The sequence below is a fragment of the Changchengzhania lutea genome (assembly GCF_006974145.1).
In the GTDB taxonomy this organism is placed as follows: Bacteria; Bacteroidota; Bacteroidia; order Flavobacteriales; family Flavobacteriaceae; genus Changchengzhania; species Changchengzhania lutea.
This window is the reverse complement of the sequence record NZ_CP039456.1, coordinates 808,801-828,806: the sequence shown is the minus strand read 5'-3', so window position 1 is coordinate 828,806 and position 20,006 is coordinate 808,801. Positions and strand designations below refer to the sequence as shown.

Genomic DNA, 20,006 nt, shown 5'->3' with positions numbered 1-20,006 from the left:
ATTATTGCAAAGCGTCTATTGTTTCAATAGACGCTTTTTTTGTGACATTAATAATTACAATGCAATTATTCGTTAAAACTTTGTGACTTGCCTTTATAATTGGAGAGATATTTCGTAAATTAGCAGTACGCATAAACTAAATAAATTTACTTAAATACATGGCAAATACGGCTACCATAGAAATTAACGGACAGAAAAATGAATTCCCAATAGTAAAGGGTACTGAAAATGAAGTAGCTATAGATATTTCTCAATTAAGAAGTACTACAGGTGGAGTAATTACTCTGGATCCTGGATATAAAAATACGGGCGCTTGCGAAAGCGCTATTACCTTTTTAGATGGTGAAAAAGGCATTTTACGATATAGAGGTTATTCCATTGAAGAGTTAGCTGAAAAGGCCGATTTTTTAGAAGTAGCATTCTTATTGATTTTTGGTGAGTTACCAACAAAAGAACAAAACGAAAAATTTTATAATGATATTAAAGCACAATCTTTAGTTGATGATGATATCAGAAAAATTGTAGATGCTTTTCCAAAATCTGCCCATCCAATGGGTGTTTTATCTTCATTAACTAGTGCTTTAACAGCATTTAATCCGTCTTCTGTAAATGTAGATTCTGAAGAAGATATGTACAAAAGTGTTGTGAAAATAATGGGCAAGTTTCCTGTATTAGTTGCATGGACACTTCGTAAAAAGCAAGGGTTACCATTAGATTATGGCGATAAGAGTTTGGGATATGTAGAGAACGTGTTAAAAATGATGTTTAAAAGACCTAATGAAGATTACATTCAAAATAAAATAGTAGTAGACGCATTAGATAAGCTTTTAATTCTTCATGCAGATCATGAGCAAAACTGTTCCACATCTACTGTTAGAATCGTTGGGTCGTCTCATGCAGGATTGTTTGCGTCACTTTCTGCTGGAATTTCTGCACTTTGGGGACCACTTCACGGTGGTGCTAACCAAGCAGTATTAGAAATGTTAGAGGCTATTAAAGAAGATGGTGGTGATACTAAGAAGTATATGGCTAAGGCAAAAGATAAAAATGATCCGTTTCGTTTAATGGGCTTTGGGCATCGTGTTTATAAAAACTTTGATCCTCGTGCTAAAATAATAAAAGTTGCAGCAGATGAAGTTCTTGCTGATTTGGGTGTAGAAGATCCAATTTTGGATATCGCAAAAGGGCTTGAAAAAGAAGCATTAGAAGATAAATATTTTGTAGACAGAAAATTATACCCCAATGTAGATTTCTATTCAGGAATTATATATAGGGGCATGGGTATTCCCACAGATATGTTTACCGTCATGTTCGCTTTAGGGCGTTTACCAGGTTGGATTGCACAATGGCGCGAAATGCGTTTGCGTAAAGAGCCTATTGGAAGACCAAGGCAGATGTACATTGGAGAAACACATAGATCTTTTGTGGATATAGAGAAACGATAACTAACAATACAAACATACATAAGCTTCATGTGAAAAACGTGAAGCTTTTTTTATGTGTTTCTATGAAAACGGATGATTATATTTTGGTGTCATCAAAATTTCATGAACATAACTTAAAAAACACTAATATATTCTTTAGGTTTACGCTATGTTAAAATTGAATGTTAAAAATGAAACATCACGACTTCGTGCTGTTGTATTGGGTACTGCCGTTAGCAATGGGCCAACCCCTAGTGTAGAAGACTGTTACGACCCTAAAAGCATAGAACATGTATTGGCAGGCACCTACCCGAAGGAGGCAGATATGATTCTTGAAATGGAGGCTGTGGCCAGTGTTTTAAACAAGTACGATGTTACGGTATATAGACCAGACATTATAGAAAACTGCAATCAAATATTTTCCAGGGATATCGCTTTTGTAATCGATGACAAAATGGTACGTGCCAATATACTTCCAAATAGAGAAGAAGAAGTGGAAGCCATTAATTATATATGGAATCAAGTTGACGAAGACAAGCGCATCATTTTACCAGAAGATTGTCACGTTGAAGGTGGCGATGTCATGCCATGGAACGACTATGTTTTTATAGGCACCTATAATGGTGAAGACTACCCAGATTTAATCACAGCGCGCACCAATAAGCAAGCGGTAAATGCTATTCAAGAGCTATTCCCTCATAAAACCGTGAAGGCTTTTGAGCTTAGAAAATCGAATACCAATGCCATGGAAAATGCCTTGCATTTAGACTGTTGTTTTCAGCCTATTGGTACCGATAAAGCCATTTTACATAAAAACGGATTTTTAAATGAAAGTGATTTTGATTGGTTGGTTGATTATTTCGGAAAGGAGAATGTATTTGAAATTACTAAAGACGAAATGTACCAAATGAATAGTAACGTGTTTTCTATTTCTGAAACTGTAATTATTTCTGAAAAGAATTTTACACGACTGAATACTTGGTTACGCTCGCAGGGGTTTACGGTTGAAGAAGTGCCTTATGCAGAAATTGCAAAGCAAGAAGGGCTACTACGTTGCTCGACCATGCCATTGATTCGGGAGTGTTAGTTCTACGAGGATAGGAATCGGTTATGTTTTGATTTCTTACAAATCCAATGGTTAGTACTAGAAAAAATATCATTTACTTGGTCATTTTATATATTAATTAATTCTACTTTTGCTCAATACATATTAGGCTTATGCAACAGGCAACAAATACCATTCTAATGATTCGTCCTATTAATTTCAGGATGAACGAACAAACGGCCGTGAACAACTATTATCAAAAAGTGTTGGATAACATCTTGCCGGAAACCGTGAATGCGAAAGCCCAAAAGGAGTTTGATACCTATGTTGAAAAACTGAGAGCTATTGGCGTCCATGTGATTGTCGTGAATGACACTCCAGAGTTTGATACGCCAGATTCTATTTTTCCTAATAACTGGGTATCGTTTCATGAAAATGGTCATGTAGGTTTGTATCCCATGTTTGCCGAAAATCGCCGTTTAGAGCGCAGAGAAGACGTGTTACTCGCACTAGAGGAGCAGGGTTTTGTTATTAATCAAATTGTTGATTACACAAGTGCTGAAGATGAACAGGTATTTTTAGAAGGTACTGGAAGTTTATTGTTAGATCGCGTGAACCGCAAAGCGTATTGCGCATTGTCGCCGCGCGCCGATGAAGATTTATTTATAGAATTCTGTGAAGATTTTGAATTTACACCCGTTATTTTTACAGCAAACCAAACCGTTAACGGCGCCAGAGCAGCCATTTATCACACCAATGTGATGATGTGCTTGGGTGAAACTTTTGCCGTGATTTGCTTGAGTAGTATTGACGATAAAAAAGAGCGTAAAAATGTGGTCAATCATTTAAAGGCAGACGGCAAGGCTATAATTGATATTACCGAAGCACAGGTTAATAATTTCGCGGGCAATATGCTGCAAGTTAAAGGTCGAAATGATGAGCGTTTTTTAATTATGAGCGCAGCAGCATATAAAAGTTTAACGCCATCTCAAATAAAACAATTAGAGACGCATAACAAAATGGTATCAAGTTCTTTAGATACTATCGAAGCCTGTGGCGGTGGAAGTGCACGCTGTATGATGGCCGAGGTGTTCTTGCCAAAGGAATAATAATTTATATTCCTGTTTTTATTACAGACTAATCTGGTCTGGATTTTGGGAGTTGCACATAAAACGTGCTACCAACATTTATAGTACTTTCTACCCAAATTTTACCATGGTTGAGTTCGATTAGCTCTTTACAAATAGAGAGTCCTAAACCAGTGCCTTTTTCATTATCCGTTCCAACCGTGGTAAACGTGCTGTTTTTGAACAATTTTTCAATATTTTGCTTAGATATGCCAACACCAGTATCAGCTATACTTATAATACAACTACCATTACTAATATGATTCGAAATGGTAATCGTATCACCGTTCTTACAGAATTTTAAAGCATTGGCCAATAGGTTTTGAACCACGATTTCAAACATACTTCTGTCTGCATAGGCAAAATCTCTAAGGGAATGGTCAATTAAAGTAATGCCTTTATTTTCCATTCGGTTTTCTATCAGTTTTACTTTCTCCTCAAACACTTCTTGTACATCAAATAATGTAGGTTTTGGTTCTAAAGATTGCATTTGCGATTTGGACCAATTGAGTAAATTAAAAAGCAGTAAAGAGGCATTGTTTGCATTTTCACTTAGTTCAGGAATTAAATTGTCAAATTCTTCCCGTGAAAGCGAACCATCTCGTAACAAATCTATAAAGCCATTAATTGAGGACAGCGAATCTTTTAGATCGTGGGATATAATAGAGAACAACTTATCCTTTACATTGTTTACATTCTCCAAGTGTTTGGTTTGCTCTAGAAATGCCTCGTTTTGCAATTCTATTTTTATATTTTTTTCTTCTAGTTCCTGTGTATATTTAATATTGTTATTACGTTTTAAATAGATAAGAATTAAGAAGGTTGATACAATAGCGAGTGCCGCCAATAAACCATAAAAAATCAATCGGAATTTACCTAATCCCTCTTGATTTTCAGTGTTATCTTCTAGTGTAGCAGAAGAACTTTGAATTTCTGTTTGCGCATCAAAATCAGGATCTAATTCTAATTTTGGCAATACTTCAGAATCGGTATCAAAGTCAACATTAGTATTGTTCAAGTTGTTCTTTAAATTATAATATTCACGCTGCCAAACAAATGCCCTATCAAATTTTCGCCTGGTAGAGTCTAAGGCTTTCATTAATTTATAATGCCTCAATAGTTCATCAGAATTTTCAAGACGTTTAGCAAGCTGTCCAGCTTCTAACAATTGACGTTCTGCCAAAATAAGTCGATTTTGTTGTAGATTTAAATCGCCTAAATTATTCAAGGCGGTTAACAATCCAGCTTCATCCTTTGAACGTCTATTTATGTTTAATCCTTGAACTAAGTATTGACCGGATTTTTCATAATCATTAAATTTTAAATATTCGCCACCTAATTTAGGGAATATCCTTCCGCGAATAGAATCACTATCAGTTTCAGCTAAAACCTTTTCATAGTATTCTATGGCCTTTCGGTGCTCTTTTTTTATCGAGTAAAGCTCAGCAAGCAAACTGTTGGAAGCGTTTATACCGGCAACGTCATTCAATTGTTCTTGAACGTCTAGTGCTTTTAAATTGAATTCAATGGATTTATCGTAAGCCTTAATATTGTAATAGGCTTTCGCCAAATTGCTGTAGGCCAAACGAAGTTCATCTTTTAAATGACGTTTTTCAAGTTCCTCAATGGCAGCCAATGAATACTGGAGTCCTTTAGCATAGTTCCCACGCTTAATTTCAATAAGGCCAATACTATTATTTACAGTGGCCACACCAAGGGTGTCATTCAATTCGTAAAATAATGATTTCGCTTTTGTATAGCCGGCAACCGCATTGATATAGTCATTTTTTTGAGCATATAATAGCGCTTTTAAATAGGTGACTTCGGCAATGCCTTTTTTATAATTTAAACTAGTTGAGAGTTTTTCAGTTTCAATGATATATTTTAAAGCCCTATCGTAGGATTCAATTTTGTAGAGTTCTTCAATAAGTTTTAAGGAGGTTTCAACTTTAAGGGAGTCTTGCTCTTCGAAAGCTAATTGTATAGTGAGGCTATCCAACTTCTTGGTTTGTGCTAAACCAGAGAAAATAGATAAAAACAGAATCAAAGTAATGATCTTCCTCATAAAAAATGGTACAACTGAAATAAAGCTTTTGTTTTAAAGATTGCTCATTTTGAGGGAAAATAAGATAACTTTAGTCAATTGTGATTGTTTATTGCTCTAGAAAATCTAGAATGTTTTTTAATAGCTTTACCTAGCAAAAATTGGAAAAAGACCCGTTAAAATCTAATTTCTAGGTTTTTCTACCAATATATTAGTTGAAAGGATGTGCATTTTTTTAGTAAAATATCGACGAATAGATGAACGGTAAGAATCATAGAAAAACGACACTATTCTCTATGAAGGTTACCTTTTTTTAGTTATTAAATTATAGAAAATAATCATTAAAAAGAGTAATGATAATTTATTAACTATCTTGGTATATTACAATATATATTTATTGCGAAATCAATCACTTAGTAATGCCAATGTAATGCAATTTTATTGTTGTGACTATAACTAAAAATTAACCATAAATTATATAAAAATGAACAAAACGGTAAAGCAAATTCTTTTGGTGGTAGGTATCGTACTATTAGGATATGGGATTTACACATTGATTGCTCCTGAAGCCTCTGTTAGCTTTGGAGGATTAAGTGTTGAGGCCCAGGATAACACGCAATGTCATTAAGTTAAGGTGTTAATTAGTTGATTCACAGTAGTTTAAATTTGTTTTTTTGTAAATTTATTCGTATATTTAATTGGTAATCAACCAATTATAAAGATGAAAAAAAACTACTATTTTAATTTTTAAGAAATTAAAAGCAGAATTATTCAATGACACATTAAAAACTGAATTTAGAATTTCAGAAAAGGACTTTACACGTAAACGAAAACAAGAATTTTCTACTATCTTACTACTTATGTTGAATATGCTACGTAAAAGTTTATCCCTTGAATTAGAAAATTTTTTAAGTTTTTTAAAAATAAGTCCAACCCAAAAGTTTACCAAAAGTGCTTTTGTACAAGCGCGAAAGAAAATAAGCCCTATAGTATTTAAACATCTTTCACATACTTTAATAGAAGAGTTTTATACAGATAATGAGTGCGCTATTAAAACTTGGAAAGGATTTAGACTGTTGGCAGTAGATGGTTCTCGGGTTACTTTACCACTAACAAAAGAACTAAAGTCATATTTTGGGGAAACAAAAAACCATACCACAACGAGTATCGTACAAGCAAGATGTTCTGTTTTATATGATCTGGAAAACAATTATGTTATAGATGGTGAACTAGCGCCAGTAAGTCAAGGCGAACGCGCTATGGCACTCTCACATTTAACCCATTGTAAGCAAGGTGATTTAATACTCTACGATAGAGGATATCCATCATATGATTTTATCAAATATCACATTACCAATAATTTGGATTATGTAATACGTGTGCAGATAGGCTTTAGCAAACTTATTATCAATTTTGAAAAAAGCAAAAAAAAGTCTCAAATAGTAACCATAAGTCCTGGTATATACATAAAACAATCAGATAAAGGTTTAGATAAATCAAAACCTATCAAAGTAAGGCTTATCAGAGTAGAACTACCAAAAGGGCAGGTTGAAATATTAATGACCTCTTTGTACGATATTAAAAGTTATCCCAACAGCATATTTAAATCACTTTATTACAAACGATGGAATGTAGAAACATTTTATGACGAGTTAAAAAACAAACTGAAAGTAGAACATTTTTCTGGATACTCTAAACAAAGTATTCTACAAGATTTTTACGCAGCTCTATTTATTAGTAACATACAAAGACTAATTGTCAGTGAGTTAGAAGATGAAATAGCAGAAAAGAATAAACAAAGAAGATTAGATTACAAAATTAACAAAAACCTCTCCTATGGTTTTTTAAAAAATAGAGTTGTAGAATTATTTTTTACCGAAAGCTCAATAGAAGAACCGCTGAATGAACTCAAACAGCTATTTATGGAAAACATGGTTCCTATAAGACCTAATCGGTCATTTAAAAGAGATTTGGCTAAATATAGAACTAGAACCAAACCAAAAATAACTAAAAATCAGAAAGATAGCATTTGAAAAACCTTAACTTAATGACATTGGGATAACACGGACTCTTATATCACAATAGCTCTTGGTTTAGGCGCTTTGGCTTTAGGTGTGTTGGGTTCTAAAAAGTGATTGTTTTTGCGCAAATAATCATGTATTACATCGGATATTAGTATCAAGTACGATGGATAGGATTTCGCTTTGCTGTGTGATTATCTTTCATAAGAACTCGTTTAAATTTTTTGGATTGTAGCGAAAATTAGCGATTTTGAACCCAGTTGAATGCTTTTTTGAGTTGCATGGCAGGGCTACGGAAGGAAAATAAAGGCGAAAAATGGATTTAAAAGGTTAATTTTTTAGCTAATTAAAAAAAATTAAATGAGTTCTAAATATAGTTATCTTTGCTCTCTTAAAATTTAGATGAAATGAGCCTTCAAGAGACTTTAACTAATCAAGTAAAACAAGCTGTTTTAGCATCTTACAATATTACCATTGATGCTGTAGAATTTCAAGCCACAAGAAAGGAATTTGCAGGCGATATAACTGTTGTAATTTTTCCAATGTTACGTTATATTAAGGGTAATCCCATGCAAATTGGTGAAACCATCGGTCAGTATTTACAAGAACATGTAGAGGAAGTGAAAGCTTTTAATGTGATTAAGGGATTTTTAAATCTGGAAATTAGTGATTCATATTACATATCTTTTTTCAATACCATAAAAGATGATCGCCAATATGGTTTTAAGTTACCAACAGCGGATGATAAGGCGATAATGGTTGAATATTCTTCACCAAATACCAACAAACCTTTGCATTTGGGTCATGTTAGGAATAATCTTTTAGGCTATAGTGTCGCCGAAATTTTAAAAGCTTCAGGAAAAAAAGTTTACAAAACACAGATTATTAATGATCGCGGGATACATATTTGTAAAAGTATGTTGGCTTGGAAGAAATTTGGAAACCAAGAAACTCCTGAAAGTTCAGGTTTAAAAGGCGATAAGTTAGTAGGTAATTATTACGTTATGTTCGATCAAGAATATAAAAAGGAAATTCATGAATTAAGTACAAAAGGATTTACAGAAGAAGACGCCAAAAAGCAAGCGCCTATTCTATTGGAAGCTCAAAACATGTTAATAAAATGGGAAGCTGGAGATGAAGACACCGTGGCGCTTTGGAGCAAAATGAACGCTTGGGTTTATGATGGTTTTGATATCACCTATAAAAATTTAGGCGTCAATTTTGATGTCCTCTATTATGAGAGCAACACGTATTTATTAGGAAAGGAGTTTGTTGAAGAAGGTTTAAAATCTGGTGTCTTTGAAAAAGAAGCAGATGGTTCTGTATGGTGTGATTTAACAGAAGATGGACTTGATAAAAAAATTGTTCAGCGTGCTGATGGAACGGCTGTTTACATGACCCAGGATATCGGCACCGCCATACAGCGTATAAAAGATTTTCCGGATGTTGGAGGTATGGTGTATACCGTGGGTAATGAGCAAGACTATCATTTTAAGGTGCTATTTTTAATTTTGAAAAAATTAGGATTCGAATGGGCCAAGAATTTATACCATCTCAGTTATGGTATGGTCGATTTGCCTAGTGGTAAAATGAAAAGTCGTGAAGGCACTGTAGTTGATGCAGATGATTTAATTGATGAAATGGCTTCTACAGCTGGAGAAATCTCTGAAGAATTGGGTAAGTTAGATGGCTATTCGCAAGATGAAAAAGAAGCACTTTACAAAACCATAGGTTTAGGTGCCCTAAAGTATTACGTATTAAAGGTTGACCCTAGGAAACGTATTTTATTTGATCCCAAAGAATCCATAGATTTTCAAGGCAATACAGGGCCATTTATACAATATACATATGCCAGAATTCAATCGATATTAAGAAAAGCAGAAACAAACAATCAAACTCTTGATCCTTCGGAAATAGCCTTGCACGATAAAGAGAAGGAGCTTATAAAGCAACTGCAATTATTTCCTGAGGTGATTCAAAATGCCGCATCGCAACACAGCCCTGCTCTTATTGCCAATTACACGTACGATTTGGTAAAAGAGTTTAATTCATTCTATCAAAATGTATCCATCTTAGGAGCAGATAGTGACGTTGAAAAAACGCTGAGAGTGCAACTTTCAACTAGTGTTTCATCAACTATAAAGAATGCATTTAGTTTATTAGGCATCCATGTGCCAGAGAGAATGTAATGCGTTATGCTTATTTTAAAATTCTGTAAATAGGATATTGTAAATGTGCTTTTTCATAGTATTCACTCTTTTTATGAATCCAATCTAGTTGTGAGTACCAATTTTTAGCAAACTTAATATCAGTTGATTTTTTAGTTTCAAATGCTAATTTAAGCACTGCATTATTTTCTAATAGGTTTAAAGCTTTATCTTCCCAGACGTATGGTGAAACCCCTTCTTTTTGTTGCAATATAGTATCGAAAAAATTCCAGTTAAAAAAAGAATCAGGAGCCTGTGGCTCTAAGGTTTCCAATAAGTAGCGCATGGCATGCTGTTGGGTTGATATTAAATAATCTCCTTTTTCAAAATGGACGGATTGCATTTGAGAACTTACTTGGGTGTCATAGTGCGGATAATGGCCTTCATAAGCCATATTTCTGGTGTTGTAACTTTTTATTTTGTAAGCCTCAACATTTATCGTTGTATCATTTTTAATCCTTATCATTTCAACCGCATTTAATTTTAACAATTCCAGAACATTCCACCAACCCTGTGGAACAACATAGGCTTGGGGTATGTCCACTTCAATGCTCGGTTTAAAATAATTTTGATAGGTAACTTTCTTATTAAAGGGCTGAGTTCTATCATATTTTAATCGTAATACGCCCGTAATTTTACTAGTTATATTTTCGGCTTCGTAACCCTTAAAATCTAATGTCGTATGTTGAGTCGAATCAATGTCCCAGTCTAAGGGGTATTTCTCATTTTGCAAATATGCATTTAAAGCATCCTTCCTTAATAAGACAATATCTTCTGCATCCTCTTCCATAATTTCAACCATACTTTTCATAAGTTCGTAAGTGCCCTCAACACGTTGCTTGTAAGGTTTCAACATATGGGTTTCTACCATCATACCCAGCGTATTCCAAAGTGTAGTATATCCTGTTGAATACCTTGGGGAATCCAAAAATTGTGAAAACCCCTTTTCTGGAACCTGATTGAAAACGTTAACGTAAGGCGTAATATCCCATGATTTATTAACTAATTTTTGTTCTAATTTTGGGAGCATTTCAGTTTGGATATAGTTGCCCAAATTACCGCCTAATTTATTGTGCTGGGTAAATAAATGCGAGAGTGTATATTGATAATCGGCACCATTGCTTACATGATTATCAATAAAGACGTCTGGTTTTATCAAATGAAAAAGTGTCGTAAATGTTCGGGCATTCTTTGTGTCACACTTTATAAAATCCCTATTTAAGTCATAATTCCTAGCATTTCCTCTAAAACCGTAACTTTTCGGGCCGTTTTGATTGGTTCGTGAGGTAGCGTTTCTGTTTAAACTCCCACCAACATTATAAATAGGTATGGTAACCAAAACGATGTTTTCAGGAAAAGCAATTGTGCCATTTACAAAATCCCTAAATAATAGCATCGTGGCATCAATACCATCACTTTCACCTGGATGAATGCCATTGTTAATGAGCAAAATCCGTTTATTTGATTTTCTGACGACAGCAAAATCGAATTCACCATCAGGATTGAGTGTAATATAATGCAGCGGCTTGCCAGAATCTGTTTCGCCAATGCTATCTATGGCTATTTCAGGAAATGTTTTAGCTAAATGGGTATAGAATTCTATGGTCTGTTTGTAGGTGGCAGTTTCTAAACCATTGCTTTTTTCAAAAGACGTTTCAAAATTATAGTTTGAAACTTGACTTGATAGATTATAAGAAACAATCCATATAAAGAATAGAAGGAGTGAACGCATGTTTTCTAACAAATCTACAATTATTTGGCTATTGTAGGTTTTTGTATTCTAATTTTAGTAAATAATGATTACTTTAGATACTATTGCTCTAATTGCTGGTGATAGTTCGTTTTATAGTTGTGATTATTTTAAGGGTCTCTCAAAAATATATACGTATGAAGACTTATGAAATGTCGTTTGGAACTATTTCAATTCTTAAGAGTGATTTGGCTGAAGTTATTGTTAGCGAAGGTGTTGATATGAATGTTGATCAAGCCAAAGAATATCTTAATTTTGTATTTAACAATCTTAAATCTCCCTTTTCTATACTCGTAAATAGAAAACACGCGTATACTTACAATTTTGAAGCTCAAAAATTAATCGTGAATAATGATAAAATTAAAAATTTAGCTGTGGTTATTGGAACTAACGGCGGATTAATTGCTTCTGAATCCCTATTAAGCTTAAATAAAAATATCGATTGGAATACCAAATACTTTAGGACTAGAGAGGACGCTATTTCATGGTTAAATTTAATAAATGGATAGTTATTTTTCAAACGATTGGGTCCGCTCAAGTTTATAAATTTAGCACTTCTTCTTGCTACTCTATATATAAAATGTAAATTTGCACCTTCAAAAATAAACCATGACCGAATTTATTAGAAAGCGCGCAGCCAATGCAAAAAATGATATTTTAAGCGGAATAACCGTGGCATTAGCGCTCGTACCAGAAGCAGTTGCTTTTGCTTTTGTAGCTGGTGTAGATCCTTTAGTTGGTCTTTATGCTGCATTTATGGTTGGTTTGATTACCTCTGTCTTTGGAGGACGCCCAGGTATGATAAGTGGAGCCACAGGTGCACTGGCGGTGGTTATGGTGAGTTTGGTAGCAGAGGGTAATGCTATGGGAACCGAAGCTGAAAACCTCGGACTCTATTATCTATTTGCAACCGTTATATTAATGGGTGTCATACAGATGCTTGCAGGTATTTTTAAACTCGGAAAATTTGTTCGATTGATACCGCACCCAGTAATGATGGGTTTTGTTAATGGTTTGGCCATTGTTATTTTTCTATCACAATTAAGCATGTTTAAAGATGCAAATGGGGACTGGTTTAACGGTTCGCAAATGTATATTATGGTTGGTTTGGTATTACTCACCATGGGTATCATGTTTGGCTTACCAAAAATCACTAAAAAGTTACCTGAAGCTTTAGTCGCTATTTTAGTCGTATCTGCTATAGTCATCTTTGGGAATTTGGATGTAGCCTCGGTAGGTAGTTTTATTAGAGATGGTGGTGGCGATGGTTTAAAAGGTGGTTTACCACAATTCCAAACAGATATTTTTAGCAAAGTCCCTTTTAATTTCGAGACCCTCAAATTCATAGGACCATACGCACTTATTCTAGCCGCTATTGGTTTAATAGAATCTTTAATGACATTGAATTTAGTAGATGAATTAACTGAAACCAGAGGAAACACCAACAGGGAATGTCTAGCACAAGGTGGTGCTAATATTGTCACAGGTTTTTTTGGTGGTATGGGTGGTTGCGCCATGATTGGTCAATCATTAATTAATATAAAAGGTGGCGGTAGAGGAAGGCTTTCTGGTATAGTAGCGGCTTTAGCATTATTAGGGTTTATATTATTTGCATCGGGTCTAATTGAGCAAGTGCCTATTGCGGCATTAGTGGGTGTGATGTTTATGGTGGTTATTGGTACGTTTGCTTGGAGTAGTTTTAGAATTCTTAATAAAATTCCTTTAAGTGATGTGATCGTATTGGTCACTGTATCTGCATTGACCGTGATATTTGATTTAGCCATCGCCGTAATTGCTGGTGTTATTATCAGTGCTTTGGTTTTTTCTTGGGAAAACGCAAAACGTATTCGTGCCAGAAAACGTATGCGTGAAGATGGCACGAAGGTTTACGAAATTTGGGGCCCTTTGTTTTTTGGCTCTATTATCGCGTTTAATGATAAGTTTGATGTTAAAAATGATCCGGATAAGGTGGAAGTTGATTTTGTGGAATCTCGTATCAGTGATCATTCTGCTTTAGAAGCTATTTTTAATTTGGTGAATAAATATGAAGCGGAAGGCAAATCGATTAAGCTTAAACACTTAAGTGAAGATTGTAAAATATTGCTCTATAAATCCAGTCCGAAATTTAGAGAAGTTATAGTTGAAGATATTGACGATCCGCGATACCATCTAGCAGAAAACCCAGAAGCATTTCCTAAAGGGCTTTCAGAATATAAGTTTTAATTTAACTAAAATTTAAAAAGTGTGTTTCAGATAATAGCTATCTTAGAGAGCAATCATTTATGACAGGTTATCACTTCACTCGAACGCTATCCGGAACCAGCTTTGTGTAATCTCCGTTATTTCTAATAACATCGCGCACAATAGAAGACGCAATATAAGAAGTGCTAGCAGCCGTTAATAGAAAAACCGTTTCAATGGTGGATAGATGCCTGTTGGTATGCGCAATGGCTTTTTCAAATTCAAAATCGGCAGGATTTCTAAGTCCTCGTAAAATAAATTCAGCATCAATTTCTTTACAAAAATCTACAGTTAAACCTTTATAGGTCATCACTTTTACTTTAGGTTCATCTTCAAACGCCTTTTCAATAAAACCTTTTCTTTCTTTAAGTGAAAACATATATTTTTTATCGGCGTTGACACCAATAGCCACAATAATTTCATCAAAAAGAGTCACACCACGTTTTATAATATCGTAATGTCCTAATGTTAATGGATCAAAAGATCCAGGGAATATGGCTCGTTTCATACCTATCTCTAACCCTTTCCTTTGGAAAGGGGATTTTTGTTTAAATTAAAAATGATTGTCCGTAATGGTTCATAAATTTATAATGTACGTCATTCTGAACTTGTTTCAGAATCTCATAAAGTTGTAAATTAACATATTAATGTGAGACCCTGAAACAAATTCAGGGTGACGTTTTAACTATATGACTAAAAACGGATATACATAAATTAATATAGAAGTGGTTTAAACTTTTTTGATTGAAGCGAAAAATAGCTATTTTTTATTCATTTTAAAGACTTTTTTGCACTTCATAGCAGGGCTACGAAGTAATAAAAAGGCGAAAAAGGGGTGAAAAGGAGCCTTTTGCAGCCAATTGAAAAAAGTTTAAACCACTTCATATTGTAAATATAAGCTTCTTCTATTTGTTGTACATAATAGTTTCCCTCCTTTGGAGGGATTAAGGTAGGTCTTTCAAAGCTTCTTCTATCGCATTGTCAAACAAATCATGCATGCTAATTCCAGCTGCTGCGGCTTGTTGGGGTAGGATGCTTTCATTGGTAAGACCGGGTACGGTATTCATTTCTAATAGATGCGGCTCTCCATCTTTAAAAATAAATTCACTTCTAGAAAAGCCAGTCATTTTTAAAACTTCGTATACTTTTTTAGCCACTTTACAGACTTTTGTTTCTTGGTCTTTTGTTAATCTTGCCGGCGTAATTTCCTGTGATTTTCCGAGGTATTTTGCTTCATAATCGAAAAAATCGTTTTCACTTACAATTTCAGTAATGGGTAACACTTTGGTTTCACCTTGATAAATGATAACACCAACCGATACTTCCATGCCATCTAAATAAGATTCTATAATAATTTCGTCATCTTCTTTAAAAGCCACATCAATAGCTTTTTGAAGTTGCGGCTGCTCATGGACTTTAGTAATTCCAAAACTACTTCCGGCTTTATTCGCTTTTACAAAACAAGGTAGGCCTACTTTATTAATTATGGCTTCTTCATCAATCGTATCGCCCAAATTTATATAATAAGATGCTGCTGTTTTAATCCCGTAAGGCTTTAAAACACTTAAACAATCCCGTTTGTTAAACGTTAAAGCTGCTTGATACATACCACAACTGGTATGCGGAATATTCAGTAATTCAAAATAAGCTTGCATAGAGCCATCTTCCCCTGGAGTCCCATGAATTGCATTAAAAACACAGTCAAAACTTATCATTTGATTGTCTACATTAACTGAAAAGTCATGTTTGTTTATAGGGTATTCAGCATCATTAGCATCCACATACACCCACTTGTCTTTAAAAATATGAATCCGATAGCAGGTGTATTTATCAGGATTCAGGTTTTCATAAATCACGTTGCCACTTTTTAACGAGATTTGATATTCACTGGAATACCCACCCATAATGATAGCGATCCGTTTTTTCATAAATAAATCAGCGTTATGTTGTTGTTATTTAAAGTGTACACGTGCTGCATCGCACTAAATTGATGAGAATCACGTTTTGTAAAAATATCATTTATTTTGTCTAATCCGAATCAACTTTATAAAATAATTAAGGAGGAACGGCTTTTACACTTTTGTCCGCGTATATAACATAACTAAAGTTAAACGATTTAAACATCTAGAATAATAAATTTGTTTAGTTTTGCTAAATATTTTAAAATTTATGAGCGTCATTAAATTTCTTGGAAGTAAAACTTTTTTAAAACAAATAGCATTAGCCATTGTGGCTATATTAATCCTTTGCTTTATCTTATTAAAGTGGTTAAAAACGTCTACCCATCATGGGGATTTTGAACTAGTTCCAAATATAATAGGGAAGTCCATTAACGTGGCGCAAATGGAGTTAAAGGAGAACAATCTGGTCATGAAAATTCAAGATTCAGCAAATTTTAACCCAGACTATCCTCGGTTTTCGGTGATAGAACAAGATCCAATTGCAGGAAGCAAGGTTAAGGAAGACCGAAAAATATACCTTACCCTCAATCCCTCAGGTTACCGAAAAGTACTTGTTCCAGATTTAACAGACCGTACGTTTAGGCAAGCCAAACCCACATTAGAAGCGATTGGGTTTAAAGTAGGTAAGTTGATTTATGTAGATAATATAGGAAAAGACATTGTGCTGAGTTTAAAGCATAAAGGTAAAACCATTCAATCAGGAGAAACTTTAGAAAAAACATCTGTTATAGACCTTGTTCTTGGGAATGGCAACAGACCATAAACATGGAAGATTATACACCACAATTACCAGATGAAGACAATATGTATGAGCATCATGCTTTTACAGTTGATAAAGGGCAAACACCACTTCGAATAGATAAGTATTTAATGAATTTTGTTGAAAACGCCACGCGTAACAAAATTCAGGCGGCTGCAAAAGACGGAAGTATTTTTGTTAACGATGTGCCCGTAAAATCCAATTATAAAGTAAAACCAGATGACAAAATTAGGGTGTTATTTTCACATCCTCCTTTTGTAAATTTATTGGTAGGCGAAGATATTCCCATTGATGTGGTTTATGAAGATGACGAACTTTTGGTGGTTAACAAACCAGCAGGCATGGTGGTGCATCCAGGGCATGGTAATTATTCGGGCACGCTTATCAATGCACTTATACATCGATTCGATAATTTGCCAAATAACTCTAGTGAACGTCCAGGTTTGGTACACAGAATAGATAAGGATACCAGTGGGTTGTTGGTGGTTGCAAAAACCGAACAGGCCATGACGTATTTATCCTTACAGTTTGCAGAGAAAACCAGTGAGCGTGAATATGTGGCTTTAGTTTGGGGTAATGTGAATGAAGATGAAGGTACTGTGGAAGGCAATATTGGGCGTCACCCCAAAAATAGGTTGCAGAATACGGTGTATTTGGATGATGAGGCAGATAAAGGCAAACCGGCTGTGACACATTACAGGGTTTTGGAACGTTTGGGTTATGTCACCTTGTTGTCTTGTAAGTTAGAGACAGGACGTACCCACCAAATCCGTGTGCACATGAAACACATCGGGCACACGCTTTTTAATGATGCACGTTACGGCGGCGAGAAAATTCTAAAAGGCACCACGTTTACCAAGTATAAACAATTTGTAGATAATTGCTTTAAAATTTTACCTAGACAAGCCCTACATGCCAAAACCTTAGGCTTTAAACACCCAAAAATAGGAGAATTTATGCAGTTCGACACGCCTATTCCAGAAGATATGCAGCAATGTATTGAAAAATGGCGGGGCTATTCACAATATCAGGAGGTTGAATGATAGTAAGTTAAAAATCCTGATGGTATAGTTAATTTTCGAATATTTCTTTGTTATGCTTAAAATTATAATAATCGTAATTAAAAGGAAAATAAAGAGCGCTATTTTTTATTTTATCTCATATATAAACTCCACTGATAGCCCTATTACAAATAATTCTAGCCTAAGATTTTATAAGTAAATTAGTAATTGTAACTTTGAAATTAACAGAAACAATTTTACTTTTTAGAAATTAAAATGGCCTTATGAAACTTGTATTATCACCGGCAAAATCACTTGATTTTGAAACTAAATTACCCACATCAAAACATACAGAAGCGCAGTTTTTAAAACAGTCTGAGCGCCTGAATAAATTGCTTAAAAAGAAATCGGCAAAAGGCTTATCCAAACTCATGGGTATTTCTGATGCCTTGGGGCAGTTAAACTATGAGCGCAATCAAGAATGGAGCTTGCCATTCACAACATATAATTCCAGACCCGCCATGTATGCCTTTAATGGCGATGTTTATAGAGGTTTAGATGCCTATACCATTCCGAAAGATAAGATTGAAATAGCCGAGAACACGGTGCGTATTCTTTCTGGTCTATACGGAATTTTAAAACCCACAGATTTGATACAGCCTTACCGACTTGAAATGGGTACAAAGCTACGTATAGGAAAAAACAAAAATTTATATGAGTTTTGGAAAAAGGACATTACAAAAGCCTTAAATGAAGAACTAGCGGATGATGAGGTCTTCTTAAATTTAGCGAGTAATGAATACTTTAAGGCCGTTGACACCAAAGCTTTAAAAGTACCGGTAATAACAGCCAACTTTAAAGATTTTAAAAATGGCGACTATAAAGTGATTTCATTTTTCGCAAAAGCAGCACGTGGTTTAATGGCGCGCTATATTATTGATACTGATGCCCAAACCATAGACGATTTAAAAGGTTTTGATTATGAAGGGTATCATTACAGTGAGCCCATGTCTTCTGAAAAAGATTTGGTTTTTATAAGATAGTTATTTCACTTTGGCTTTGTTACCAACACTAATTTTATTTTCTATTGACGGTTTCTTTTTAATACGAGGACGTCGTACCCCAAATGTGCCTCTATTGATTTTACCTCGTTTTGTTTTTTTATCGCCTTTTCCCATAATAGTTTTATTTAATTTTATGATTCACAGCGTAATGAGAATCATTCTGATGAATGATTTAAAATACGTAATTTTAACTTCAAAATCAAGTAAAACGTGTTTAAACATACACATCCGTATAAACCATTTATAAATGCCCACACCACAAAGCTCATTGTGGGTACTTTACCACCGCCACGATTTTCTACGGGTGAACTTTTAGAAAAAGATGTCGATTTTTGTTACGGCAGTTATTACAACTCGTTATGGTTATTTATTGATGAAATCCATAACCTAAATTTGCGCTATGACAATTCTGAAATGGCCATTGAACAACGCAAGCAATTCCTAATAAGCAAGCATATTGGCGTTTGTGATATTGTTGAAAGTTGCGAACGTGAGAAAATAGATGCTTCCGATTTAGGGATGCAAAACATCAAGCTTCGTGATCTTATAGGGTATTTAAAAGATTTCCCGAAGATTGATACGCTTCTTTTTACAGGAGGAAATAGTAAAAATGGGCCAGAATATTTTTTTCGAAAACATATCAAACCACTTGATGTCAAACTAGAAGTGGTTTCCAATGTCGTTCCTAGAATTCACCAATTTGTCATGCCTAGAAACATTGGTAGCGCTGACAAACCGGAACGAATTATCAAAACCGTTTCCTTAACCTCAGGTTCTGGAGCTGCTAATATATCCATAAGTAGAATACCACTTTACAAGCAACTCAAAGCCCAAAATCCCAACTTTAATACTTTTGATTTTAGGGTGATGCAGTACCGTGAATTTTTTTGATGTTTTTTTAATCATTATGCTTTGCATTGACTAGCTGGAAAAACACTAATAAAAAAAAGACAAAAAACACCCAGTTATTTACGCCATAAATCGAGTAAAATAATCCAGCCATTACATCTTTTTCATAGACATCAGAAATAGAATTATTTAGAATCCAATAGGCCCAAGTGCAACCATAAATTAGTTTTTCGATGGCAAAAACTCCGACAAGCCACTTCACCTGATGATAATTCTTAGCGACAGATATGTAGGCTAATCCCCAAATGAGAATAATTACTAATCCAAAATTAGACATGACATTTGGATCTACTTCAGGAATTGTCAAATTAGTAAATAATCTCGAAAAAACTAAAACCGACGCGTTCATTAATCCAGCTATAATAAATCCCTTTATAATGGTCGTATTTTTCATGGTAATATCTCAATTCATTTATTAACAAGGTTTTATATCTCAATTCAAAATCAGATAG

18 protein-coding genes are annotated in these 20,006 nt (G+C 34.4%); 12 read left to right on the top strand and 6 right to left on the bottom strand.

The window, feature by feature from the left end; translation table 11 throughout:
• The first annotated feature begins 158 nt into the window (after positions 1-158).
• The 3 genes from FAF07_RS03870 (at position 159) to ctlX (ending at position 3,578) form a co-directional block, all read left to right on the top strand.
• Complete coding sequence (locus FAF07_RS03870) at positions 159-1,445, top strand: citrate synthase (protein ID WP_142783875.1); 1,287 nt, start codon at positions 159-161, stop codon at positions 1,443-1,445.
• 148 nt (positions 1,446-1,593) lie between these two features.
• Positions 1,594-2,511, top strand: a complete 918-nt coding sequence (locus tag FAF07_RS03865) for a dimethylarginine dimethylaminohydrolase family protein (RefSeq protein ID WP_142783874.1) — start codon at positions 1,594-1,596, stop codon at positions 2,509-2,511.
• Between the two features lie 131 nt (positions 2,512-2,642).
• Positions 2,643-3,578 carry a citrulline utilization hydrolase CtlX gene (gene ctlX, locus FAF07_RS03860; RefSeq protein ID WP_142783873.1) on the top strand — a complete coding sequence of 312 codons (936 nt, stop codon included), beginning with the start codon at positions 2,643-2,645 and terminating at the stop codon, positions 3,576-3,578.
• A 28-nt stretch (positions 3,579-3,606) separates the two neighbouring features.
• Here the strand turns inward: ctlX and FAF07_RS03855 are convergent, their stop codons facing one another.
• Positions 3,607-5,661: a tetratricopeptide repeat-containing sensor histidine kinase gene (locus tag FAF07_RS03855; protein WP_142783872.1), complete on the bottom strand. Its 2,055-nt coding sequence runs from the start codon at positions 5,659-5,661 to the stop codon at positions 3,607-3,609.
• A gap of 463 nt (positions 5,662-6,124) precedes the next feature.
• On the opposite strand from FAF07_RS03855, the gene FAF07_RS18460 reads away from it, so the two are divergent.
• The 3 genes from FAF07_RS18460 to argS all read left to right on the top strand — a co-directional run bounded on the left by FAF07_RS18460 (position 6,125) and on the right by argS (position 9,850).
• Positions 6,125-6,268, top strand: coding sequence for a hypothetical protein (locus FAF07_RS18460; RefSeq protein WP_185956511.1), 144 nt, complete (start codon positions 6,125-6,127; stop codon positions 6,266-6,268).
• Between the two features lie 109 nt (positions 6,269-6,377).
• Complete coding sequence (locus FAF07_RS03850) at positions 6,378-7,673, top strand: IS4 family transposase (protein WP_142783871.1); 1,296 nt, start codon at positions 6,378-6,380, stop codon at positions 7,671-7,673.
• A 395-nt stretch (positions 7,674-8,068) separates the two neighbouring features.
• Positions 8,069-9,850: an arginine--tRNA ligase gene (argS, locus tag FAF07_RS03845; protein WP_142783870.1), complete on the top strand. Its 1,782-nt coding sequence runs from the start codon at positions 8,069-8,071 to the stop codon at positions 9,848-9,850.
• Between the two features lie 10 nt (positions 9,851-9,860).
• On the opposite strand, the gene FAF07_RS03840 is transcribed toward argS, so the two are convergent.
• Positions 9,861-11,600 carry a M14 family metallopeptidase gene (locus tag FAF07_RS03840; RefSeq protein WP_142783869.1) on the bottom strand — a complete coding sequence of 580 codons (1,740 nt, stop codon included), beginning with the start codon at positions 11,598-11,600 and terminating at the stop codon, positions 9,861-9,863.
• Positions 11,601-11,755: 155 nt separating this feature from the next.
• Between FAF07_RS03840 and FAF07_RS03835 the strand changes: the two genes are divergently transcribed.
• Positions 11,756-12,127 carry a hypothetical protein gene (locus FAF07_RS03835; RefSeq protein ID WP_142783868.1) on the top strand — a complete coding sequence of 124 codons (372 nt, stop codon included), beginning with the start codon at positions 11,756-11,758 and terminating at the stop codon, positions 12,125-12,127.
• A gap of 100 nt (positions 12,128-12,227) precedes the next feature.
• Positions 12,228-13,841, top strand: coding sequence for a SulP family inorganic anion transporter (locus tag FAF07_RS03830; protein WP_142783867.1), 1,614 nt, complete (start codon positions 12,228-12,230; stop codon positions 13,839-13,841).
• 70 nt (positions 13,842-13,911) lie between these two features.
• Here FAF07_RS03830 and coaD read toward each other — a convergent pair whose 3' ends face one another.
• Together coaD and FAF07_RS03820 are read right to left on the bottom strand one after the other, a co-directional pair.
• The gene (coaD, locus tag FAF07_RS03825) at positions 13,912-14,367 is read right to left on the bottom strand and encodes a pantetheine-phosphate adenylyltransferase (protein WP_142783866.1); all 456 of its coding nucleotides are present in this window, start codon (positions 14,365-14,367) and stop codon (positions 13,912-13,914) included.
• A 436-nt stretch (positions 14,368-14,803) separates the two neighbouring features.
• Entirely contained in the window at positions 14,804-15,787 is a 984-nt protein-coding gene (locus FAF07_RS03820) for a D-alanine--D-alanine ligase (protein ID WP_142783865.1), read from the bottom strand.
• A 241-nt stretch (positions 15,788-16,028) separates the two neighbouring features.
• Here FAF07_RS03820 and FAF07_RS03815 point away from each other — a divergent pair, with 241 nt between their 5' ends.
• The 3 genes from FAF07_RS03815 (at position 16,029) to yaaA (ending at position 18,624) form a co-directional block, all read left to right on the top strand.
• Positions 16,029-16,583: a PASTA domain-containing protein gene (locus tag FAF07_RS03815; RefSeq protein WP_142783864.1), complete on the top strand. Its 555-nt coding sequence runs from the start codon at positions 16,029-16,031 to the stop codon at positions 16,581-16,583.
• 2 nt (positions 16,584-16,585) lie between these two features.
• A complete protein-coding gene (locus FAF07_RS03810; RefSeq protein ID WP_142783863.1) occupies positions 16,586-17,623 on the top strand; it encodes an RluA family pseudouridine synthase in 1,038 nt (345 codons plus the stop codon).
• A gap of 242 nt (positions 17,624-17,865) precedes the next feature.
• Entirely contained in the window at positions 17,866-18,624 is a 759-nt protein-coding gene (gene yaaA / locus FAF07_RS03805) for a peroxide stress protein YaaA (protein ID WP_142783862.1), read from the top strand.
• On the opposite strand, the gene FAF07_RS03800 is transcribed toward yaaA, so the two are convergent.
• A complete protein-coding gene (locus FAF07_RS03800) occupies positions 18,625-18,759 on the bottom strand; it encodes a 30S ribosomal protein THX (protein ID WP_142783861.1) in 135 nt (44 codons plus the stop codon).
• A 96-nt stretch (positions 18,760-18,855) separates the two neighbouring features.
• Between FAF07_RS03800 and FAF07_RS03795 the strand changes: the two genes are divergently transcribed.
• A complete protein-coding gene (locus tag FAF07_RS03795) occupies positions 18,856-19,536 on the top strand; it encodes a uracil-DNA glycosylase family protein (protein ID WP_142783860.1) in 681 nt (226 codons plus the stop codon).
• A 7-nt stretch (positions 19,537-19,543) separates the two neighbouring features.
• Here the strand turns inward: FAF07_RS03795 and FAF07_RS03790 are convergent, their stop codons facing one another.
• Positions 19,544-19,948: a hypothetical protein gene (locus tag FAF07_RS03790; RefSeq protein WP_185956510.1), complete on the bottom strand. Its 405-nt coding sequence runs from the start codon at positions 19,946-19,948 to the stop codon at positions 19,544-19,546.
• Between the last annotated feature and the right edge of the window lie 58 nt (positions 19,949-20,006).